This window comes from Jannaschia pohangensis, from assembly GCF_900113875.1.
Classification (GTDB): Bacteria; Pseudomonadota; Alphaproteobacteria; order Rhodobacterales; family Rhodobacteraceae; genus Jannaschia; species Jannaschia pohangensis.
In genome coordinates this window covers 1,184,461-1,206,415 of sequence record NZ_FORA01000001.1, presented here as the reverse complement: position 1 = coordinate 1,206,415, position 21,955 = coordinate 1,184,461, and the positions used below count along the sequence as shown (strand labels likewise).

The 21,955-nt window shown below is 66.5% G+C and carries 20 protein-coding genes, 1 tRNA gene and 1 other RNA gene; 8 read left to right on the top strand and 14 right to left on the bottom strand.

All coding sequences use genetic code 11. The annotated features are described in order from the left end of the window. The first annotated feature begins 12 nt into the window (after positions 1-12). Positions 13-2,046, top strand: coding sequence for an aspartate--tRNA ligase (aspS, locus tag BM002_RS06060; protein ID WP_092778230.1), 2,034 nt, complete (start codon positions 13-15; stop codon positions 2,044-2,046). Here the strand turns inward: aspS and BM002_RS06055 are convergent. Continuing rightward, positions 2,043-2,882 carry an NgoMIV family type II restriction endonuclease gene (locus tag BM002_RS06055; RefSeq protein WP_217641147.1) on the bottom strand — a complete coding sequence of 280 codons (840 nt, stop codon included), beginning with the start codon at positions 2,880-2,882 and terminating at the stop codon, positions 2,043-2,045. The genes aspS and BM002_RS06055 overlap by 4 nt on opposite strands. Position 2,883: 1 nt before the next feature. Further along, the gene (locus BM002_RS06050; protein WP_092778859.1) at positions 2,884-3,870 is read right to left on the bottom strand and encodes a DNA cytosine methyltransferase; all 987 of its coding nucleotides are present in this window, start codon (positions 3,868-3,870) and stop codon (positions 2,884-2,886) included. A 202-nt stretch (positions 3,871-4,072) separates the two neighbouring features. Between BM002_RS06050 and BM002_RS06045 the strand changes: the two genes are divergently transcribed. Both BM002_RS06045 and BM002_RS06040 read left to right on the top strand, forming a co-directional pair. Continuing rightward, on the top strand, positions 4,073-5,419 hold the full coding sequence (locus BM002_RS06045) for a DUF1800 domain-containing protein (protein WP_092778226.1): 1,347 nt from the start codon (positions 4,073-4,075) through the stop codon (positions 5,417-5,419). 4 nt (positions 5,420-5,423) lie between these two features. Beyond that, positions 5,424-6,584 carry a DUF1501 domain-containing protein gene (locus tag BM002_RS06040; protein ID WP_092778224.1) on the top strand — a complete coding sequence of 387 codons (1,161 nt, stop codon included), beginning with the start codon at positions 5,424-5,426 and terminating at the stop codon, positions 6,582-6,584. A 5-nt stretch (positions 6,585-6,589) separates the two neighbouring features. Here BM002_RS06040 and BM002_RS06035 read toward each other — a convergent pair whose 3' ends face one another. The 8 genes from BM002_RS06035 to gatC form a co-directional block, all read right to left on the bottom strand. Next, positions 6,590-7,096 carry a GNAT family N-acetyltransferase gene (locus BM002_RS06035; protein WP_092778222.1) on the bottom strand — a complete coding sequence of 169 codons (507 nt, stop codon included), beginning with the start codon at positions 7,094-7,096 and terminating at the stop codon, positions 6,590-6,592. A 101-nt stretch (positions 7,097-7,197) separates the two neighbouring features. Then, the gene (rpmG, locus tag BM002_RS06030) at positions 7,198-7,365 is read right to left on the bottom strand and encodes a 50S ribosomal protein L33 (protein WP_021098674.1); all 168 of its coding nucleotides are present in this window, start codon (positions 7,363-7,365) and stop codon (positions 7,198-7,200) included. A 115-nt stretch (positions 7,366-7,480) separates the two neighbouring features. Further along, entirely contained in the window at positions 7,481-7,867 is a 387-nt protein-coding gene (locus BM002_RS06025) for a hypothetical protein (RefSeq protein ID WP_175484815.1), read from the bottom strand. Between the two features lie 131 nt (positions 7,868-7,998). Continuing rightward, positions 7,999-8,383, bottom strand: an RNA gene (gene rnpB, locus BM002_RS06020) — RNase P RNA component class A. Positions 8,384-8,394: 11 nt separating this feature from the next. Then, a complete protein-coding gene (locus BM002_RS06015) occupies positions 8,395-9,093 on the bottom strand; it encodes an N-acetylmuramoyl-L-alanine amidase (protein WP_245749141.1) in 699 nt (232 codons plus the stop codon). A gap of 3 nt (positions 9,094-9,096) precedes the next feature. Continuing rightward, complete coding sequence (locus BM002_RS06010) at positions 9,097-9,900, bottom strand: hypothetical protein (RefSeq protein ID WP_139212290.1); 804 nt, start codon at positions 9,898-9,900, stop codon at positions 9,097-9,099. Positions 9,901-9,937: 37 nt separating this feature from the next. Next, positions 9,938-11,425, bottom strand: coding sequence for an Asp-tRNA(Asn)/Glu-tRNA(Gln) amidotransferase subunit GatA (gene gatA / locus BM002_RS06005; protein WP_092778216.1), 1,488 nt, complete (start codon positions 11,423-11,425; stop codon positions 9,938-9,940). Then, positions 11,422-11,709: an Asp-tRNA(Asn)/Glu-tRNA(Gln) amidotransferase subunit GatC gene (gatC, locus tag BM002_RS06000; RefSeq protein WP_092778214.1), complete on the bottom strand. Its 288-nt coding sequence runs from the start codon at positions 11,707-11,709 to the stop codon at positions 11,422-11,424. Before gatC ends, gatA begins: the two co-directional genes overlap by 4 nt. 126 nt (positions 11,710-11,835) lie before the next feature. Here gatC and BM002_RS05995 point away from each other — a divergent pair, with 126 nt between their 5' ends. Next, positions 11,836-12,288 (top strand): SRPBCC family protein, encoded by a 453-nt coding sequence (locus tag BM002_RS05995; RefSeq protein ID WP_092778212.1) that lies wholly within the window; start codon positions 11,836-11,838, stop codon positions 12,286-12,288. A 50-nt stretch (positions 12,289-12,338) separates the two neighbouring features. Beyond that, positions 12,339-12,412: transfer RNA gene (locus BM002_RS05990), tRNA-Gly, on the top strand. A gap of 21 nt (positions 12,413-12,433) precedes the next feature. Here BM002_RS05990 and BM002_RS19265 read toward each other — a convergent pair. Next, positions 12,434-12,607 (bottom strand): hypothetical protein, encoded by a 174-nt coding sequence (locus tag BM002_RS19265; RefSeq protein ID WP_175484814.1) that lies wholly within the window; start codon positions 12,605-12,607, stop codon positions 12,434-12,436. Between the two features lie 146 nt (positions 12,608-12,753). On the opposite strand from BM002_RS19265, the gene BM002_RS05985 reads away from it, so the two are divergent. Beyond that, a complete protein-coding gene (locus tag BM002_RS05985; RefSeq protein WP_092778210.1) occupies positions 12,754-14,535 on the top strand; it encodes an ABC transporter transmembrane domain-containing protein in 1,782 nt (593 codons plus the stop codon). A 154-nt stretch (positions 14,536-14,689) separates the two neighbouring features. Continuing rightward, on the top strand, positions 14,690-16,576 hold the full coding sequence (locus BM002_RS05980) for an acyl-CoA synthetase (protein WP_092778208.1): 1,887 nt from the start codon (positions 14,690-14,692) through the stop codon (positions 16,574-16,576). 95 nt (positions 16,577-16,671) lie between these two features. Here the strand turns inward: BM002_RS05980 and BM002_RS05975 are convergent, their stop codons facing one another. Beyond that, complete coding sequence (locus BM002_RS05975; protein ID WP_092778206.1) at positions 16,672-16,881, bottom strand: cold-shock protein; 210 nt, start codon at positions 16,879-16,881, stop codon at positions 16,672-16,674. A 176-nt stretch (positions 16,882-17,057) separates the two neighbouring features. On the opposite strand from BM002_RS05975, the gene BM002_RS05970 reads away from it, so the two are divergent. After that, entirely contained in the window at positions 17,058-17,405 is a 348-nt protein-coding gene (locus BM002_RS05970; protein ID WP_342707300.1) for an arsenate reductase family protein, read from the top strand. Here BM002_RS05970 and BM002_RS05965 read toward each other — a convergent pair. Further along, the gene (locus BM002_RS05965) at positions 17,391-20,480 is read right to left on the bottom strand and encodes a hypothetical protein (RefSeq protein ID WP_092778204.1); all 3,090 of its coding nucleotides are present in this window, start codon (positions 20,478-20,480) and stop codon (positions 17,391-17,393) included. The two genes, BM002_RS05970 and BM002_RS05965, sit on opposite strands and share 15 nt — an antisense overlap. 153 nt (positions 20,481-20,633) lie before the next feature. Beyond that, the gene (locus BM002_RS05960; RefSeq protein WP_092778202.1) at positions 20,634-21,941 is read right to left on the bottom strand and encodes an O-acetylhomoserine aminocarboxypropyltransferase/cysteine synthase family protein; all 1,308 of its coding nucleotides are present in this window, start codon (positions 21,939-21,941) and stop codon (positions 20,634-20,636) included. Positions 21,942-21,955: the final 14 nt, after the last annotated feature.

Below are 21,955 nucleotides of genomic sequence, written 5' to 3'. Positions count from 1 at the left end.
GGGGAGAGCCTGATGCACGCCTACCGTACCCATACCTGCGCCGGTCTGACCAAGTCCGATGTGGGCGACACCGTCCGCCTGTCGGGGTGGGTCCACCGCATCCGCGACCATGGCGGTATCCTGTTTGTCGACCTGCGCGACACCTATGGCATCACGCAGGTGCTCTGCGATCCTGACAGCCCCGTGTTTGCCCAGATGGAGAAGGTGCGGTCCGAATACTGCATCCGCATCGACGGCACCGTGAAGGCCCGTGATCCCGAACTGGTCAACCCCAAGATCCCCACGGGCGAAGTCGAGGTTTTCGTGCGCGATCTGGAGGTTCTGGGATCGGCGGACGAATTGCCGCTGATGGTCTTCGGCGATCAGGAATACCCCGAAGAGACGCGGCTGAAGTATCGCTTCCTCGATCTGCGCCGCGACGCGATGCAGCGCAACATGAAGCTGCGGTCCAATGTCGTCCGCTCCATCCGCAACCGGATGTGGGATCAGGGCTTCAACGAGTTCCAGACACCGATCATTACCGCATCGTCGCCCGAAGGCGCGCGCGACTTCATCGTGCCGTCGCGTCTTCACCCCGGCAAGGTCTATGCCCTGCCGCAGGCGCCGCAGCAGTTCAAGCAGCTGCTGATGGTGTCAGGGTTCGATAAGTACTTTCAAATCGCGCCTTGCTTCCGCGACGAAGACCCCCGCGCCGACCGCTCGCCGACCGACTTCTACCAGCTGGACATGGAGATGAGCTTCGTTGACCAACAGGATGTTTTCGATACGATTCAGCCTGTAGTCGCTGGCCTGTTCGAAGAGTTCGGCGGCGGTCGCAAGGTCGATGCCGAATGGCCGCAGATCAGCTACAAGGATTCGGCGCTGATGTTCGGAACAGACAAGCCGGACCTTCGCAACCCGATCCGGATGCAGGACGTCTCCGAGCATTTCCGCGGCTCCGGCTTTGCCATCTTCGCCTCGCTGCTGGAGAAGGACGGCACCGAGATCCGCGCCATCCCGGCCCCCACGGGGGGGTCGCGCAAGTTCTGCGACCGGATGAACAAATTCGCCCAGGAACAGGGCCTGCCGGGGATGGGGTATATCTTCTGGCGCAAATTCGGTGATCCAGAGAAATTTGAGGAATTGCACGCTAGTATGACTGCACTGGCAGACAAGATCGACGAATGGGAGGGAAACAGGGAGCTTGAAGACGCTAGAGACGCGTTGATCCAGTCTTGGGATCAACTCAAAGAGCAAGTTCAACAGATTGAACTTTCAGATAGCGAAACGATTGCCGCAAGAGAAAAGTTCCTGAACGAAGCTCTGGCCGCTGTAGAGGCTGGAGAATTTAAGCGCGCTCAGGCAGTTTTGAAGGCAGGCATGGGCGCGATCGAAGCGGCTGGGCCGCTGGCAAAGAACATTGGGCTCGCACGAACGGAGGAGATCCGGAAGCAATTGAACCTCGGTGTTGGCGATGCTGCCTTCTTCCTTGGCGGCAAAGCCTCCGACTTCGAAAGCGTCGCAGGCCGTGCGCGGACCGTGATTGGCGACGAACTTGGCTTAACCGACAAAGATCGCTTCGCCTTTGCCTGGATCGTCGACTTCCCGATGTATGAAAAGGACGACGAGGGGAAAATCGACTTCAGCCACAACCCCTTCTCGATGCCTCAGGGCGGGATGGAAGCGCTGAACGGTGATCCGCTTGAGGTGCTCGGCTATCAGTATGACCTTGCCTGCAACGGCTATGAGCTGATTTCCGGCGCGATCCGGAACCACAAGCCCGAGATCATGTTCAAGGCATTCGAGCTGGCCGGCTATTCGGCGAATGAGGTCCACAAGCGCTTTGGCGGCATGGTCAAGGCGTTCCAGTTCGGCGCGCCGCCCCACGGGGGCTGTGCCGCCGGCATTGACCGGATCGTCATGCTCTTGGCGGACGAGGCGAACATCCGCGAAGTCATTCTCTTCCCGATGAACCAGCGGGCCGAAGACCTGATGATGGGCGCGCCGAGCGAGCCGATTTCCGGTCAGCTGATGGAGCTTGGACTGCGCCTTGTGCCCAAGGACTAGGACACGAGGTCGAGGGGCAAGTCGCTGATATCCTTGAGGCGGCCCCCCTCGACCATCATGTCCAGCGTTTCCAGATAGGCCGCGTTGCCGGGGGTCGTCAGCACATCGCGCAACTCGGGCAGAGCGAAGTGATAGACACAATCGATGTCCCCGGTCCCGAGGGCCAGTGACGCGATCCGACTTGGCAGCGGCTCACCCGTGACGACCACGATATGCGGCAAGGGCCCCTTGCGGTTGCGCACCAGGTTCAGCCCCTCGGACCGCGCATTCTGCGCCCGGTCGCTGCGCAACGTCCATTTGCAACTGACCGAGGCGTGCAGAAGCGGCATCGCCGTCATCCCCGCCCGCAGATCGCTGAGCCCCGCCACGTCCCAATCGACCAGCGCCGCATGGGCGTTGATGACCCGGTCGCCCTCGGGCTGGCGCGAGATGAGGATGTCGGGCTTGATGAGGTAGTCGGAGCCAAGCGCCGTGGCGATTTCGCGATTGGACCGGGCAATCGCCTCAAGCTCGTCGAGATGGGCATATTGCCGGAACCGCGCGATATGGCCGCCGACCTCCACCTCGAACCGGCCTGGGCGCAGGTGGGTCAGATGTGCCTGCGTCGCGGTCAGGAACTGGGCGCAGATCACCTCGAACCGCGCGCCCGATGTCTGGCCGGCCAGCTTTGGAGCGACGGCGGCATGGCCGATCCGCTCGATGATCCCGGCGGCGAACATCCGGCTCCATTTGCTGCTCTTGTCGGCGTTGCTGGCCACTCCGGTGCCCGACAGGGTCAGGACTTCGGCCAGAAGGGTCGCGTGAAACTGGCGGCGCAGGTCGGCGAAAACGGTCACGTCAGCTGTCGCACGGGACGCGGGCGCGCAGCAGGGCCGCCGCGATCTGCGCCCCGACGGCCTGGGCCACGGGCGGGGGGAAGGCATTGCCGACCTGCCGATAGGCGGGCGTCTTGCGACCCGAAAACACCCAGTCGGCGGGAAAACCCTGAATTCGGGCGGCCATCTGGACGGTCAGGCGGGGCAGCCCCTGATGGTCCGGGCCGGGGGGCGCCTCGGCGAGGGTCCTCCCTTCCACCCCAAGGTCACGCCACGCGCGCCGGGCGCGGGTCGGGCCAAGATCGGGGCCGCCGTGTTTCTTGGAGCCGCCGACCAGCGTCGGGGCCACGCTCTGCGCGCCATCGGACCAGGCTGCGGCCCCGGGCCAACCGCCCGCCGCCATCTGGTCGCGCAACGCCTCGCCCACGGTCGGGGGCGGCGCGCCGACGGGTTCGGGCCAGGTGAACCCCTTGGCCGCGCCCTTGCGAAACCCGACGATGGCCACGCGGGGACGCAGCTGCGGCACGCCGAAATCGGAGGCGTTCAGCAAGCGCCAGTCGACCGCATAGCCGCGCCTGCGAAATTGCCCCACCAGCCGCTTGCGGAAATCGGCGAAGGTCGGGTCCAGAAAACCGCGCACATTCTCGATGAAGACGGCCTTGGGCTGGCACTGGCCGACGATGCGCAGGAAGTCGTCGAACAGGTTCCGCTCGTCCCGTGCGCCAAGCTGTTGACCAGCCACGGAAAACGGCGGGCAGGGCAGGCCGCCGGCCAGAAGGTCCACGCCCGCGTAGGGCGTGGCATCGAACGTCTTGAGGTCGGCACCCGCGCCCTCGATCACGTTCCAGGCGGGGCGGTTCAGGCGCAGCGTCGCGCGGGCATGGGCCTCGATCTCGCAGAGGGCGAGGTGGTCGAAACCCGCCTGCTCCAACCCCAGAGCCTGCCCGCCGGCTCCCGCGCAGACCTCAACCGACGTGAGGCGGGTCGATCCGAACGACGTGCCATCCATCATGCGGACCCCGTGAGGCGGCGCAGAAATGTCAGCAGTGGGAGGGCAGGGCGGATCATCCCCCATATCTAGCGGTCGTCCCCGCCGCCGTCACGCCCAAACCCGCACGGAACGGATCGGGAACGGGAGGTTTGTTGCCGGTCTGCTGCGATTTTGCCAGCGACCTCTGTGCGCAGGCCGCGGCGAAGCTTATCTAGATGGGATGAGATCCACCATTGCCGCCATCCGGTTTGGCACCGGTCTGTCCCCTGACCTTGCTGCGCCGACCGACGGAGCGGAGGTTCTGGCGTTGTTGGCGGGGCCGGATCAGGCGCAAGCGGCGATTCCGGTCGAGGGTTGGGATATCCGCGTCCTTGAGGCCGTTGAGTTCATTCGCCTGCGTCAGGAGCGCCGGACCGATCCGCAGAAGGAAGCCGAATATCGGCGCGTGAACCAGTCGCTCAACGCTCGCTATCACGTCGATCTTGGCCGCACGATTGCCCGCGCCGCGATCACGCGCGACGGGATGCGCGAACGTCTGATGTGGTTCTGGGCCGACCATTTCGCGGTGGAGGACAGCCGTGGTTTCCTGCGTCGCACGGTCGGTGGCTATCACGAAGATGCTTTGCGCCCCCATCTGACCGGGCGCTTTGCCGATCTTCTGCGGGCGGCGGTGACGCATCCGGCGATGGTCGCCTATCTGGATCAGGGCAGTTCCATCGGGCCGAATTCGCCGCGCGGACGACGGGGCGGCGGCCTGAACGAGAACCTGGCCCGCGAGGTTCTGGAGCTGCACACCCTGGGCGTCGGCGCGCGGTACAGCCAGACCGATGTGCGGGAACTGGCGGAACTTCTGACCGGCCTCAGCCTCGACAAGGAAGGGCAGAGCCTGTTCCGCGTCAACATCGCGGAGCCCGGGGCCGAGACGGTTCTGGGTCGCAGCTATGGGGGCGACCGACCGGATCCGGGCGACATCGACCGAGTGCTGGAGGATCTGTCCGTCCATCCCGACACGGCGCGCTACCTGTCGCGCAAGCTGGCGGTGCATTTCGTGGCGGACGACCCCGACCCCGGACTTGTCGCTGCAATGGACGCCGCCTGGCGCGCGACGGACGGTGATCTGATGGCGGTCTATGGCGCCATGCTGGATCATCCGGCGGCCTGGTCGGAAACGCTGCAAAAGGTGCGTCGACCGCTGGATTATGTTGCCGCCGTCGCGCGCGTGACAGGGCAGGGCGCCGCGTTGGCCGATGCCCCGGTGCGCACCTTGCGCCAATGGCTCACGACCCCGCTGCTCCAGATGGGGCAGACCTGGCTGCGTCCCTCCGGGCCCGATGGCTGGCCCGAGGATGGCGCCGCCTGGATCACGCCGCAAGGTCTGGCTGCCCGGCTCGATTGGGCGATGCGGGTGGCGGGCACCCTCGACCCTGCGCCTGACCCTCGGGCGTTCGTGGACACGGCGCTCGGGCCCTTGGCGAGCGCACGCCTGCGCTTTGCCGCCGACGCCGCCGAGGACCGTGCCGCCGGGATCGGACTCATTCTTGCTGCCCCTGAAATGCAACGGAGATGACGCCATGGATCTGAGGCCCGACCGCCGCCGTTTCCTGAGCCTTCTGGGCTGTTCGGCGGCAGCCTTCCCCCTGATGACCCCGATGAGCTTTGCCGCCCTGCCCACAGACAATCGGCTGGTGGTGGTGATCCTGCGCGGCGCCATGGACGGGTTGGACGCCTTGCAACCCTACGGCGATCCGGCGCTTGCCGCCTTGCGTCCGGGGTTCGCGATCGGGCCCGCCGCCGGGGCGCTGGACCTGACGGGGTTCCATGCGCTCCATCCCGGACTGGGCGACCTGATGCCGCTCTGGCGCGCGGGCCAGTTGGGGTTCGCGCAGGCGGTCAGCACGCCCTATCGCGGCAAGCGCAGCCATTTCGACGGGCAGGACATTCTGGAGGCGGGCACCGCCGGAGAGGTTCCGCCGATGACGGGTCGGGACGGTTGGCTGAACCGGCTGTTGCCGCTTTTGCCCGACGCACATGGGCGCACCGCCTTTGCCGTGGGGCGCGAAGAGATGCTGATCCTGCGTGGCGCAGCGGACCATGCCAGTTGGGCCCCGGATGCCAGTCTCGATATGGCGCCCGCGACAGCGGACCTGCTGCTGCACAGCTATCACGACGACCCCCTCTTTCTGGCCGCAGCCGAGGAAGCGCTGGACCTCGCCGGGCTCACGACCAACGCGGAGGGCAATCAGACCGACGCGCTCTTCGCCTTCACCGCCGCCCAATTGCGCGCCGACGCCCGAATCGCGGCCCTTTCACTTGGCGGCTGGGACACGCATCGGGGTCAGGACAACCAGATCACCCGCGGTCTGCGCGCGCTGTCGGAGGGGTTGCTGCGCCTCAAGACCGATCTTGGTCCCGACTGGGATCGCACGCTGGTTCTGACGATGACCGAGTTCGGCAGGACCGCATTCGAGAACGGCACGCGTGGGACGGACCACGGCACGGGCGGCACGATGATCCTGGCCGGTGGTGCCCTGCGCGGCGGCAAGGTCTGGGGCGACTGGCCCGGCCTGTCCGAGGCGGCCCTGCTGGACCGGCGCGACCTCATGCCGACGGGCGACGTGCGGGCTTATGCGGCCTGGGCCATGCATGGGCTTTTCGGGACTGACCGCGCGGCCCTGTCGTCGCTGGTGTTTCCGGGCCTCGATATGGGATCGGACCCGGGCCTGTTCGCCTGACGACTTCAGATCGCCCGCCGCATCTGTACGGACGGAAAGGGCACCCGCCCGCCGATAGGAACATCCACCCGGGCGATGACCGCGAACCCCTGTGCCGCATAGAATGGCACCGCCGTCAGCGTGGACAGGCAGTCGAGGTCTGTCACCCACGCGTCCCGGGAAGTGCGGATGATGTTGTCCAGGATGCGCCGGGCATGGCCGCAGCGCAGGTGATCGGGGTGACAGGCGACGTGACGCACGTGGGCCAGGCCCGTCTCGGTCTCGCCGGTGCCGGGGGCGGCAAGGCTCCACCCTCCGGCTGCGATGGCCTGGCCGTCCGCCCCCTCGATCAGGAAGTAGGTGCCGCTGGCCAGCAGCTCCGGCTTGGCCCGCGTCATCAGGGGAAGCGCGCGGGCCAGTTGATCGGCGGAATAATCGCCCGCCAGAAGCCGGGGATAGGATACCGCCAGAAGCGCATCGATGGCGGCGGCATCTGCGCCTGTGGTGGCACGGATCGTCGGATGGTCTGTCATGGCAACCTCGGTCAGAAAAACGGCTGGTCCGGACAACAAAAAGGCCGCGGCGGTGTCCCGGCGCGGCCTGTCGTGAGGTCGGTGATCAGGGGGCGTTCGCCTTACTTGATCTTGCCTTCCTTGTACTCGACATGCTTGCGCACGACGGGGTCATACTTCCGTACGGTCATTTTCTCGGTCATTGTACGGGCGTTCTTCTTGGTCACATAGAAGTGGCCGGTGCCAGCCGAGGAATTCAGCCGGATCTTGATCGTGGTGGGCTTCGCCATCTGGTGTCTCCTGCAACAAACGGGGGGCAATGATGCGCCGCGCCCGCGAAATCCGGAAGCTGCCTTCTAGCCGCTGACACCGGGGTGTCAAGCGCGCCTTGGGGCGATCATCGGATCAGTCGTGGCATTCCAGCGTCAGCACCAGCAATCCGCCGACAGGGGCTTTTTCCAGTGTGATGTCGCAGCAGCCCGATTGCCCCTTCACGTAAGCAAGGTCGAGGCTCAGTTCCGCACGGTCTTCGGTCGCGGCCCGCTGAAGGGCCTTCATCACGTCGGTTCGATCACGGTAGGCCCAGAAACTCGCGAAATGCAGGCCGCGCAGGTTCGTATCCGCATCAAACCCGAGGTCATCCAACAGTGGCTTTCCCAGGGCGGCGATACGACCATCGCGAAACAGCAGTCCACGACGCCGTCGGTCGTCGTCGATCAGGTCCAAAGACCCCGGCGGAAGGTGCGAAATAGGTGTTGTCGACGCAATCGTGGTAGTGGCGGCGTGTGGCATCACGACCTCCGGCAAAATTAATCCAGGCATTCCCCGAGGTCATCGGACAAAGGATTGATCCGCCATGGCAAGGAAAAAGTTCACATCTGTTCGCCAATGGGCGTTTTCCGCCGATCTGAAACAATCTCAAGGTGTGCGGGGGGCCTGTAAGCCGGATTCTGTCCCGAAGGCTGCCCCTCGGGTGACGACCATTCCTCTGGACCGCGAATCGCTTCGGGCCTCAAGCTGCCAACCCGGACCTCTGGGGCAAAGCGCCCGTGCCACCGGTTGCCCGGAGCGTGAGGTCCCTATTCGGCGTTGCTCCCGGTGGGGCTTGCCATGCGGGCGCTGTTGCCAGCCCCCCGGTGGGCTCTTACCCCACCGTTTCACCCTTTCCGCGGGCGAACCCACGGTGGTCTGTTTTCTGTGGCGCTTTCCGTCGGGTTACCCCGCCCGGGCGTTACCCGGCACCGTTGCTTTGTGGAGTCCGGACTTTCCTCGTGGTGGAATGCACCCCGCGGCCGTCCGGCCCCCCGCACCGCCGCGACCTAGGCGGTCGGCGTCGGCGCGTCAATCCGGGGCGCGGGGAACCGGCGGGCAAGGTCGGCGGCAAGGCTGGCATCGGTTGCCGTCACGGGGCCGGTCGCACCGGGTCGAAACCGCAGACGAAAGGCGGCCAGCAAGGTGTCGTCGTCGACGGGCGCGGTATAGCCGAAGGCCGTGGCATGGGTGCGAAAGCCGCCTGAGTCCGCCGGATTTCCCGGCTTGGGCCAGACGGCCAGACCCTGACGCGCGAAGCGCTGCCAGTCGAACCGCCGGCCCGGGTCGATCTTGCGGCCGGGGGCACAGTCGGAATGGCCGATCACCCCTTCTGCGCCTATGGCGTGCCGCCCCATCAGGTCGCGAAGCAGCGCCTCCAGCGCGGTCATCTGATCGGCGGGGAAGGGCGACGCGCCGTCATTCGACAGCTCGATCCCGATGGAACGGCTGTTGATGTCGTGCCATTGGCCCCATTGGCCCACGCCGGCGTGCCAGGCGCGCAGATGGTCGGGGACCAGTCGGCTGATGTCGCCCGATTCCCCGATGACATAGTGGCAGGACACCTCGGTCCCAGGATCGCACAGCCGCTTGATCGCCGGGCCGGGGCCGCCCGTCATCGCCGTGTAATGGATCACGATCAGGTCGGGCCGGGGATTGCCGTCCTTGCGTGGCCCGTGGTTCGGGCTTGGCCGGTCGGTGATCTGCAAGGGTTACTGGCGCCGCACCAGGTTGCGCACTACCGCCGGATCCCAGGCGCAGGCATTGCCGTCGCCGTCTGGGTCGAGGCCCAGACGATCCCGCTCGGGTCCGCCGGCGGCCAGGAAATCCTCCTGCGCGATGTCGTCGCTGCGGTAGCCCTGGCATTTCTGGGCCGACCGGCTCGACGACGCGGTCAGGCCACGGCGGAAGGCCCCATTCGTGCCGACGGGGCGGGCATCGTTCAGAGCGTAGGCGAAGATATTCGGACCCGTCGAATCGGGGCGTTGCAACTCGGTCGGTTGCACCAGTTGATATTGCTGCCGGGCGGCCCGCAGGCGTTCTGCGTCCGCTTCGATGTCGCGTTGCGCGGAGACGGCGGCGAAGTCCTGCTCTCGGCTGAGGTTCGGATTGTCGCGGTCCAGGTCCGGGGCGGAGGCGGAGGTGGCGGACTGTGGCAATGGGGCCGGGGCAGCCGTGGGGGCCGCTGCGGCCGACTGGCCCAAGGCCGCGCGGGTTTCGCTTGCGAGGCGCTCGGCCTCGGTCTGCGGGGCAGCAAGGGGGGTGGGCAGGGGCGCGGGCGCTCCCGGAACGATCGCGCCGGGGGGCGTGGGCGGGGTGGCGGGCGGCCGGATCGTCGTGGGTTGGCGGACCGCGCGCGCGCTGCGCAGCTCTGCCTCGCGACGTTGCGCGACCTGTGCCGGTGTGTCGAAGCCTGCGCCACGCGACCCGCTGTCGGGCAAGGGCGGCTCGCAAGCTGCCAGCAGGACCAGTGCCAGACCGGCCAACAAGGGTCGTGTCGTCAAAAGGTTTGTCACGCGCATACCGCCTCTGCTCGTCTCTTTGGCCAAGACCCTACCACCATTTTTCCGCACGGGCTACGAACCCGGCCCGATCCTCAAGACATTGTGCGACATTCAGCAGCGCACCCTCTTCCCAGGGCTTGCCGATCACCTGCAGTCCCATGGGCAGGCCCTTGCGGTCCTGTCCCGTCGGAACTGCAACGCCCGGAAGCCCGGCAAGGTTCACCGTCACGGTGAAAACATCGTTCAGGTACATCTCGATCGGGTCGGCATCCGCCATCGATCCCAGTTCGAAGGCCGAGGACGGTGTCGCAGGCGTCAGGATCGCGTCGACCCCCGCCGCAAAGACGTCGTCGAAGTCCTTCTTGATGAGGGCGCGGACCTTGCGGGCCCGGTTGTAATAGGCGTCGTAAAAGCCCGCCGACAGGACATAGGTCCCGACCATGACCCGTCGCTGCACCTCGGGGCCGAAGCCTTCGGCGCGGGTCTTTTCGTACATCTCGGTGATGCCGTCGCCCTGACCGATGTCGGCGCGGTGGCCGAAGCGCACACCGTCATAGCGCGCAAGGTTCGACGAGGCTTCGGCGGGGGCGATGACGTAATATGTGGGCAGCGCGTATTTGGTATGGGGCAGCGAGATGTCGCGGATCTCGGCGCCGGCATCGCGCAGCATCTCGATGCCATCCTGCCACAGCGTGTCGATCTCTTCGGGCATGCCGTCCATGCGGTATTCGCGCGGCACGCCGATGACCTGACCCTTGATGTCGCCGGTCAGCATCGCCTCGAAATCGGGAACGGCCAGATCGGCGGAGGTGCTGTCCTTGGGGTCGTGGCCCGCCATTGCCCCGAGCATGATCGCGCTGTCGCGGACGGTGCGGGTCATCGGGCCCGCCTGGTCCAGGCTGCTGGCGAAGGCGACGATGCCCCACCGGCTGACGCGGCCATAGGTCGGCTTGATGCCAACGGTGCCGGTGAAGGCGGCGGGCTGGCGGATCGATCCGCCGGTATCGGTGCCGGTCGCGCCAAGGCACAGGCGCGCCGCCACGGCCGAGGCCGACCCGCCCGACGATCCGCCGGGTGTCAGCGCCGCGTCCGAATTGCCCGCGCGCCAGGGGTTGATCGCGTTGCCATATGTCGAGGTCTCGTTCGACGACCCCATGGCGAATTCGTCCATGTTGAGCTTGCCCAACATGACCGCGCCCGCGCCGAAAAGCTGCGTCGTGACGGTGGATTCGTACTCCGGCTTGAACCCCTGAAGGATGCGAGAGGCAGCCTGACTGGGCACGCCCTTGGTACAGAACAGGTCCTTCACCCCGATGGGGATGCCGCACAGGGCGGGGGCGTCACCGGCCTTGATCCGCGTGTCGGCGGCGGCGGCCTGCGCGCGCGCGATGTCGGGGGTGTGGTGGACGAAGGCGTTGAGGGCCCCGGCCCCCTCGATCGCGGTCAGATGTGCCTCGGCCAGTTCGACGGCGGTCGTCTCGCCCGCGCGCAGCGCGTCGCGGGCCGTTGCGATTGTCAGGTCGGTCAGATCGGTCATTCCACCACCTTCGGAACGGCAAAGAACCCTTCGCGGGCATCGGGGGCATTGGCGAGGACGGCCCGCTGCTGGCCCCCATCGGTCACCACGTCTTCGCGGCGCTTGAGCCGTTGCGGCGTGACCGACACCATGGGCTCCACGCCGTCGACATCGACTTCCTGCAATTGCTCGATGAACCCCAGGATCGCGTTGAACTCACCGGCGAGGGCGTCGAGCCGATCGTCGGGCACGGCAATCCGGGCGAGTTTCGCCACCTTGCGCGCGGTTTCCTTGTCGATGGACATGGTTGTCTCCGGAGGCTTCGTCAGGTTCCCGCGCGGTCTATAGGGGCCGGAGACCGGGTTCAATATCGCCCGTGTCGCCCGCGCCCCCGATGTGCATACTGAGACCGCAGCAGACCGGAGAGCGACATGGCCAAGACGATCATGGTGGAAGCGACCTATCCGCGCGACGCCGACACGGTGTTTCGCAGTGCGCTGGACCTGTCGGAGATGAAGAAGGCCATGGCCCAGATCGCCCGCTATGACGGCTTGCCCGATCAGCGCGTGGCCGAAGGGGACCGCTATGTCGTTGACGTGACGTTCTTCGGGCTGATGAAGGTGCGCGGCCATGTGATGGAGGTGGTGCGTCTCGATCCGGCCAAGCGCCTGCTGCAAAGCCGCGAGCACAGCCCCTCGGTCTCCCGCTGGGATCTTCGCCTGACGGTCGAGGAGAACGGCGAGGGCGCGCTCTGGCGCGACTGGATCGAAGTGGAGGCGGGGTGGAAGACCCCGCTGGTCGCGCGGTTTTGCAGCTATGTCTATTCGCACCGTCACAAGGCGCGGCGCGCGCAGTCGGTGACGGCGGCGATTACCGACAGCTGATCGCCCGGTCTTGACCGGCGGGGCGACGTGAAATACTTCGTCGGTCTGTTGCGGGCGTTGTGTAATGGTAAGACCTCAGCCTTCCAAGCTGATGATGCGGGTTCGATTCCCGCCGCCCGCTCCAAGCTCTCCGACCTGACTGGCCTTAGACTCCGATTGCACCGCGCAGGATCGGAAGCAGTACCGCCGCGACGATCCCGACCATGCCGCCGACCAGTGCGCGCACCCAGATCCGGGGTGTCTGCGGCGCGAAGGCCGCAAGCAGACTGCAAAGCACGCCGTAAAACGCGAGCGCAGTGACATCGAGGGCAGTCGGCATGGGCAGTCTCCCGGTTGATCCCGGGACAAGGGTGCGCGGCGATCTGTCCGTGCGTCAATCCCCACAGCCCACGCGAAGGCGGCGCTAGAAATCTTGCACAGTGGGCCGGGCGTCGTTACCTCCCACCCCGAACACCGGAGGACCTCATGGTCGATATCGCCAAGGAAGCGGACCGCGAGGGGTCAAAGCAGATCGGCAGCCTGCGCCGCCTGCTGCCGTTCTTCCGGCCCCATCTGGGCATGGTCGTGGCCGCCTTGGCCGCGCTTGTCCTCACGGCCTGCGTCTCGCTCGTCCTGCCGCTGGCCGTGCGCCGGGTCGTGGACGGATTCGACACAGGCGAGGCACAGCTTCTGGACAGCTATTTTGCCGCCGCTCTCATCATCGCGGGCCTTCTCGCCCTTGGGACGGGGCTGCGCTATTATCTGGTGACGCGGCTTGGCGAACGCGTGGTGGCCGATATCCGAAAGGCGGTGTTCGGGCGCATGATCCGCATGTCGCCCAACTTCTATGACGGCATCATGACCGGTGAAGTGCTCAGCCGGATCACGACCGACACGACGCTGCTTCTGTCGGTGATCGGATCGTCGGTGTCGGTGGCCTTGCGCAATGTCCTGTTGTTCTCGGGCGGGCTTGGCTTGATGCTCTGGACGGCGCCCAAACTCTCGGGGCTGGTGCTGTTGATCGTGCCTGCGGTGATCGTGCCGATCATCGTCCTGGGGCGGCGGCTGCGCAAACTCAGTCGTGAGAATCAAGACTGGATCGCCGAATCCTCGGGCCGGGCGTCCGAATGGCTGCTGAGCGCGCAGACCGTGCAGGCCTATACTTTCGAGGGCGAGGCCTCGGGCCGCTTCGACGATGTGACGGAGCGCAGCTTCGACTCCGCCAAGTCGCGTATCCGCACCCGGGCCATCATGACCGTGATCGTCATCCTGCTGACCTTTATCGGCATCGTCGGTGTTCTCTGGATGGGCGCGCGCGACGTGCGTGCCGACGTGATGAGCATCGGGGAGCTGATCCAGTTCCTGATCTATGCGATCATGGTCGCAGGGTCGGTCGCGGCCCTCTCCGAAGTCTGGGGCGAATTGCAGCGCGCCGCCGGTGCCACTGAACGGCTGGTCGAATTGCTGGACGTGCAGGATGCGGTCAACGATCCGCTTGCCCCGACGTCCCGTCCCGCGGGGGAGGCCGTTGCCTTCGAGAATGTCAGTTTCCGCTATCCGACGCGGCCCGAAACCTTGGCGCTCGATGGTGTGACGCTGGCTGTCGCCCCGGGCGAAACGGTCGCCCTTGTCGGCCCGTCCGGCGCGGGCAAATCCACGGTGATCCAGCTTCTGCAGCGATTCTATGACCCGACAGAGGGGCGCATCACCCTGGGCGGCGTCGACCTGCGCGACATGGAGCGGGCGGCCTTCCGTGCTCAGATGGCTTTGGTCCCGCAGGATCCGGTGATCTTTGCCGCCTCTGCCCGCGACAACATCCGGTTCGGCAACCCCGACGCCACCGATGCAGAGGTCGAATCCGCCGCCCGGTCGGCGGCGGCGCATGATTTCCTGACGGCCCTGCCGCAGGGATATGACACCTATGTGGGTGAGCGCGGCGTGATGCTGTCGGGCGGGCAGAAGCAACGTATCGCCATTGCCCGTGCCATCTTGCGCGACGCACCTGTCTTGCTGCTGGACGAGGCGACAAGCGCGCTCGACGCCGAGAGCGAGAAGGCCGTGCAGGATGCCGTGGCCCGCCTGGCCAAGGGACGGACGACGATCATCGTGGCGCATCGCCTGGCGACTGTGAAGCAAGCCGACCGCATCATCGTGATGGAAGACGGCCGGATCGCCGCCCAGGGCACCCATGACCAGCTGGTCGCCGAAGGCGGGCTCTATGCGCGTCTCGCGCGTCTGCAATTCACTGACGGCCTGGCCGCCGAGTGACCTAGGCGCCGCCCGGTCCCGAAAGTCCCCTCTAACCCCGCGCAAGTATCGTTGCGCATTTCGCCGTAGCGTAGTCCTTGCGCACGGGCCGCCACTCCCCCATTTTGGCCGGACGACCGACGGGGGAGCGTCGGCATCACATAGGGAGGGGACGATGGCTTCATTCGCCAGCAAGCAGGACATTCTGGACATCGCTGCGGCGGAACCGTGGGAACAGGTTCAGCCGGCACAGACGCTCTATGAGCTTCTGACCAAGACGCGCGACGCGCACCCCTCGCGTCCGGCGATCAGCTATCAGCTGTTCTCGGGCCCGACCGATCCGGCCCGCACGCTGACCTGGACGGAACTGCACAAGCAGGTAACGCAGGCCGCGAACCTGTTCCGCTCCCTTGGCGTGGGCGAGACCGATACGGTCGCCTATGTCCTGCCCAATTGCGTCGAGACGACGACGGCCCTTCTGGGGGCGACCGTCGCGGGCATCGCCAACCCCATCAATCCCCTGCTCGACGCTGAACAGATCGGCGCGATCCTGCGGGAAACGAATGCCAAGGTCGTCGTGACGTTGCGGGCCTTCCCGAAGACGGACGTCGCCCAGAAGGTCGCCGAGGCGGTCAAGCTGGCCCCCGGCGTGACGACGGTGCTGGAAATCGACCTGCACGGCTATCTCACCGGACTCAAGAAGCTAATCGTGCCGCTGATCCGGCCCAAGAACCCGGTGTCCCACAAGGCGAACGTTCTCAGCTATACCAATGAGCTGGCCAAACAGCCGTCAGATGCCCTGACCTTTGCCGACAGTGCCGGAGACCGTGTCGCGGCCTATTTCCACACGGGCGGCACCACCGGTATGCCCAAGGTCGCGCAGCACCGGTATTCCGGCATGATCTACAACGGCTGGCTTGGCCACCGGCTGCTGTTTTCGGAACAGGACAGCGTGATGTGCCCGCTGCCGATGTTCCACGTTTTCGCCTGTCACGTGATCCTGATGGCGGCGGTCGCGTCGGGCGCCCATGTCGTCTTTCCGACGCCGCAGGGCTACCGGGGCGAAGGCGTCTTCGACAATTTCTGGAAGCTGTGCGAACGGTGGGGCACCACGTTCATCATCACCGTTCCGACCGCGATGTCCGCGATGATGCAGCGGCCCGTCAACGCGGACGTGAGCAAGGTGAAGACGGCCTTTTCCGGCTCGTCCCCCTTGCCGGTCGAACTGTTCCGCCGGTTCGAGGAAGCGACGAAGATCACCGTCGTCGAAGGTTACGGCCTCACCGAAGTGACCTGCCTTGTCAGCGTGAACCCCGTGGACGGCGAAAAGAAGATCGGGTCCGTCGGCGTGCCTCTGATGCACACCGATGTGCGCATCCTGATCGACAAGGGGGACGGCCCCGAGGAATGCCCGACCGATACCGTGGGCGAAATCTGCGTGTCGAACCCGGGTGTCTGGCCGGGCCACACCTATACCGAGGCGGCCAAGAACGCCGACCTCTATCACATGGACCGCTATCTGCGGACCGGCGACCTGGGCCGGGTGGACGCGGACGGCTATCTCTGGATCACGGGCCGCGCCAAGGACCTGATCATTCGGGGCGGCCACAACATCGACCCCGCCGAGATCGAGGAAGCGCTGGCCGGCCATCCCGCCGTCGCCATGGCGGGTGCCATCGGCCAGCCGGATGCCTTCGCGGGTGAACTGCCCTGCGCCTACGTCGAGCTGGTCTCGGGAGCCAGTGTCACGCCCGAGGAGTTGTTGAAATTCTGCGAGGAACATGTGCACGAGCGGGCCGCTCGGCCCAAGCATATCGAGATACTGGACGAATTGCCCAAGACGGCGGTCGGCAAGGTCTTCAAGCCCGATTTGCGGCGTCGCGCGATCACCCGTGTCTATGACGCAGCCCTGGTGGATGCGGGCATCAAGGCCCGCGTCTCCGAGGTGGTCGAGGACAAGAAGCGCGGATTGGTCGCCCGTCTGGTCAAGACCGGCGACGTCGAGGATCGGGATGTGACCGCCGTCATGGGCAACTACACCCGTCCCTGGGAATGGGCCTGACCGCGCCGCCGACTCAAAGCCGGCGTGCCTGCCTGCGCAGGTTTTGAACACAGCCCTCGCCCCGTGATCCGGGGCGGGGCGCATCCCGCAGAGGGTCAGTCGAGGAGTGTCAGCTCCGATGCGGACGATCGACCATCGCGACCTTCCCGCAATTCGTACTGGATTTTCTGATTGTCCTTCAGGCCGGTCAATCCCGCGCGTTCGACAGCGGAAATATGGACGAAGATGTCGTTTCCGCCGTCATCCGGGGCGATGAAGCCGTAGCCTTTGGTCGTATTGAACCATTTCACGGTGCCAGTGGCCATTCCCGTGTCTCCTTAGTGGTCTTCCCGCCCGCAACATCGCGACGGCGTGGTGACCGCTGTGGTAGTCCGGCAAAAGCACATGTTCCGAAACGATCACGAGAAAGGAGCTAAGTCCCCGGTTGAAAACATCAAGGGGAACCGGCAGATCCCCACGGCAGCACAACGGAGTCCCGCAGATGATTGTCCTCCATGGCCTGAAAGCCTGCGATTCCTGTCGCAAGGCGCTCAAAACATTGGCAGTCGGCGAAATCCCCGCCCGTTTGCGCGACCTGCGGGAGGAGCCGCCGACGCAGGCGGAACTTGTCGGATGGCTGGCCCGACTGGGGCCCGCGATGCTGAACACCCGTTCGACGACGTGGCGCGGCTTGACCGAGGCGGAGCGCGCGACCGACCCGCTGGCCTTGATGCTGGCGCATCCGGCCCTGATAAAACGGCCCGTGGTCGAGACGCCCTCGGGCCTGTATCTTAGCTGGACGGCCGAGGCTCAGTCCGCCGCCGGACTTGGCAATTCAGGCGCGGGGTAGCCGCAGCGTGACGCTGCGCCCGCCGCGCTGATAAACCAGCTCGCTTTCGCCTATGGCCGTCACCCGGCCCCGTTCCAGCCGGTCGCCGACTTCCACCTTCACGTAGCGCCCGTTGCCAAGCCGGACGAGGGCGCGGCGGGCGTTCGGGCGACCGTAGACGCCGATCAGGTTTGTATCCCGAAGACGGATCTGGTTCGTCTGGGTCGCGGCGCGGGCGACGCTGCCGCCCGAGGACCGGATGGTCTGATCGCTACGTGGCGCGGCCTGGACGGGCGCATCGTTGCTGGCGGACGCGGTGGCGGTGCTGGCCGAGGCTGCGGTGGCCTGTTCGCGGCGCTGCGTGACGATCCGGGCGGCGTCCCGCTCGACCGAGCGGGGGCGGGTCCGGGGGCGTTCCGACAGGGCAAGGGCCAGAGGCGATGATGACCCGCTGCTGCCTGCCGTGGATGCCGATGTCGCCAACTGCTGCTGTGCCAGGGACGCGGCGGCCGACGCGGCGGCGGCCTGGATCGCGGCGTTCTGTTCGGCGATCTCGGCCTCGCGCGCACGATTGGCGGCGGCGAGTTCTTCGGCACTGGCCTCGGCGCTGGCTTCGGCTGCGGCTTCGCTGATCCCGGCGGGGCGGATCCGGGGACGGATCCGGAGCAATTCCTCGCGGGATAGACCGTTGATCAACGGGTCTTCAGTCTCTGTGTCCGGGGCCGTCTCTTCCGCCGCTGGCGCGTCGCCGGGGCGCTGGACGGGGCGGACGCGCAGAAGGGCTGTTTCCTCTTCCGTCAGTTCCGCGGGGACTTCCGCCGTGGTCTCGTCCGCCGCCGCTTCGCTTCCGGGACGACGGGTCGGCAGGACGGCGGGCTGACCCAGAACAACGCGGTATCCTCCGGGTGCCAGGGTGCCCTCCGCGCTGGCAACGACCAGGTCGGGCTGCGCTTCGGCTGCGGGCTCCGCTGCTTCGGCGGTTTCGACGGGCGGGGTTTCGGCGGGCACCTCTTCTGGCACGACCTCGGCCACGGTGGGGGTTTCGGGTGCGGCTTCGATAGGTGCCGTCGCGACCGGCACATCGGCACCGGCGGGGGCCGGGTTCTGCTGCGGGGCAAAGACGTCGAGCGGCGGCACGGTGGTCGGCAGGCTGGTCGCCGACGCGCTCGTGATCACGCTGTCGACCTGGGCCAGGTCGATATCCTGTGCGTCGCCCGTCGTCGGAGAGGGGGCAAGGTCGGGGGTCGCGGCGAATGTCGCCGCATCGGCCAGTGCTTCGGGCAGGGCCTCGACCGGCACATCTTCCCCGGCCTCGGCCAGCTCTTCGGGGCTTTCGCCGGGAATGGGTTGGGGCGGCGTGACAAGGTCCGGGATCGGTGAGGCGACGCTGACTCCCGGCTGCGTGCCCGGTTCGGGCAGCAGCATGGCGACGTCGTCCTGCGGCGCGTTGGTCGATGTTTCTGTTTCAATCAGTTCGGCGACGGCGCGCGGGTCGTCGCCCGGCAGGAAGAAGGCGGAACCCAAGCCGACCATCGCCAGAAGTGCCAGAAGCGACAGGGTCAGATAGAGCCCCATGCGCGCGCTTCCGCCACGCTGACCGCCCAAAGACGAGTTGGCGGCGACGGCGGCCATTCCGACCGGAGTCGCATCGTCGTTCGACGGCACCTTGGGTGTGGCCCGCACCTTGGTGCCGGACATGAGCCCAGCCAGACGCTTGCGCGGGGCGTCCGACGTCGCATCCGCAAGCGCTTCGGGCCGTTTGGGCGCGCCCAGACCTTCGGCGAGCGTCGACAGCGGGATCGGCGGCATCGTCTTGGGGCGCGGGGGAGGCGTCGTCCCGACATGCGGCGGTGTCGTCAAGGCGGGCCGCGGCACCGGAGGCGTGTCGACCGGATCGGCGCTGACCTCGGCCGGACGCGACGGCGCAGAGACCGTGGGCTCGATCCGATCCGCCACGGGAACCGGGGCAGACAGGCGCGGCGCAATCCGGGTCAGCACCGGCTCGGTCGGCAGGGTGGGCTCGGACCGGCGTTTGGTGGTGAAGCGCGGCGCCTCGACGTCGGACGCGGCAACGACAAGAGGCTTCGGGCTATGGCTGAAGACCGGTAGTTCGGGCTCCACTCCCTCGTCCTCGGTCGTATCCGGCGCCGCCAAGGCATCGCTCAAGGTCGGATGATCTTCGGCCACTGGGGTCGATGCAGGCGGCGACACGTCTTCGGCTTTGACGACCTCGGTCTGGACATCCTCGTCTTCGATGCGCCCCGCAGTCTCGGGCATCGGGTCTTCGGCGGTCGGCGTGTCGTCGACCAGGGCGGCAAATTCTGCGGCCTCGGTCGGCAGATCTTCGGGTGCCTCCGGCACTTCGGCCTCGACCGGGGCTGCCATGACGGGCGCATCCGCCGCGCGCGGCGGCGGGGCCGGGGGGATTTGCGCCGGGCGGGTGTCGACCACGCGGGCGCGACCCGCCGGATCACCGGCGACGGCATGGGCCGGCGTCGGGGCCTTGGGGGCGGGGATAGCCTCGGGCAGAGGTGCGGGGGCCGGGGCCGCGATGACATCGATCGTCTCGCCCAGATCGATGCTCAGGCTGTCGCCGGCAAGAAGTTCCGTGGCGATGCCGGTCTTTCCGAAATCGGGCCGTCCGGGATAGGTGGAATCGGTCGGGTTGCCGATCAGGGTGACAGGCCGGAACCCGAAATCGGCGGCGAAGGTCTCGGCTTCCAGCAGGGTCTCGAGGGCGATGACGGCCACCTGCAGGCGGTCGCCGCGCTGGACGAAATCGAAGGTCAGATCCTCGACGTCATAAGGCGTGCGTCCGCGCAGCAGCGACCGGATCGTCTCTTCGGGTTTGCGGTCGTCGCGTTCCAGCGAGGTGAACAGGATCTGGCTGTCGGGGATGATCAGGATCGACGTGAAATCCCCGCCGACCCGTTCCGCGCATTTGTCGCGCAGCCGCCCCAGGGTTTCGGCCATGTCCGGCGCATCCAGCCGTACCACGCCTTCGCGATACCACTTGCCATGGTCCGGGCCTTCCGGCGCCCGCGTCAGGACAGAGATACCGTCAAGCGAGAGATCAAGTGCGACCAGAGGTGTCATGGGCTGACCCTATCATGGGAGGTGCGGACCCGCGAGGGCCCGCCTTGATTGTGCCATAGTCTAGGGCAGCTTGTCGCCAAGGGAAAGCGCGACGGTCGGACGAAGCCCGACCGACGATCAGTGTTTCCGGTTTCGAAACGGACGCGGATGCGTTTATTCCGCGGCCATTTTCGGGGCGGCCTTGGCGATGGCCTGATCCAGGTCGGCGATCAGGTCGTCCGCGTCCTCGATCCCGATGGAGATGCGCACAACGTTGGGTCCGGCCCCGGCGGCTTCCTGCTGCTCGGGGCTCAGCTGACGGTGCGTGGTCGACGCGGAGTGGATGCACAGGCTGCGCGTATCGCCGAGGTTGGCGACGTGGCTGAAGATCTCGACCGAGTCGATGAACCGGATGCAGGCCTCGTATCCGCCCTTGAGCGCGAAGGTGAACAGACCGCCGGCTCCCTTGGGACAGACCTTTTTCGACCGTTCGAAATAGGGCGACGACGGCAGCCCCGCATAGGTCACGTAATCCACCGCCGGATGCGATTCGAGCCAGGTCGCCACCTTGACCGCGTTCTGGACGTGGCGCTCCATCCGCAGGCTCAGCGTCTCGCAGCCCATCAGGGTGTAATGCGCGGCTTGAGGGTTCATCGTCATCCCGAGGTCCCGCAGGCCCACGGCAATACCGTGGAAGGTGAAGGCCATGGCCCCGAATGTCTCGTGGAACCGCAGGCCGTGATAGGCGGGCTCGGCTTCGCTGAGCGACGGGAACTTGCCCGAGGCCGACCAGTCGAACTTGCCCGAGTCGACGACGCAGCCGCCGGTGACGGTGCCATTGCCGGTCAGGTACTTCGTGGTCGAATGGACGACCAGCGTCGCGCCCATCTCGATCGGGCGGACGAGGTAGGGGGTCGCCGTGGTGTTGTCGATGATGAGCGGGATGCCCGCCGCATCGGACACATCGGCCACCGCGCGCACATCCATGATGTATCCGCCCGGATTGGCAATCGCCTCGCCAAAGACGGCGCGGGTGTTGTCGTCGATGGCATCGCGCACGGCGTCGAGATCGTCGAAATCGACGAACTTGGCGGACCAGCCGAAGCGTTTGATGGTCTGGCTGAACTGCGTGACCGTGCCGCCATAGAGGCGGGTGGAGGCGACGATATTGCAGCCTGGCTGCATCAGCGGGAACAGCGCCATGATCTGCGCCGCGTGCCCCGAGGAACAGCAGACCGCACCGACACCGCCCTCGAGCGTGGCGATCCGTTCCTGAAGGACGGCAACGGTCGGGTTGGTCAGGCGCGAATAGATATAGCCGACTTCCTGAAGGTTGAAGAGCGCTGCGGCGTGGTCGGCATCGCGGAACACGAAGGCCGTCGACTGGTAGATCGGCGTCTGGCGTGCGCCGGTCGCCGGATCGGGGCGGGCGCCCGCGTGAATCTGCAAGGTGTCAAAGCCGTATTGGCGGGTCTCGGTCATGGTTCGTCTCCCTG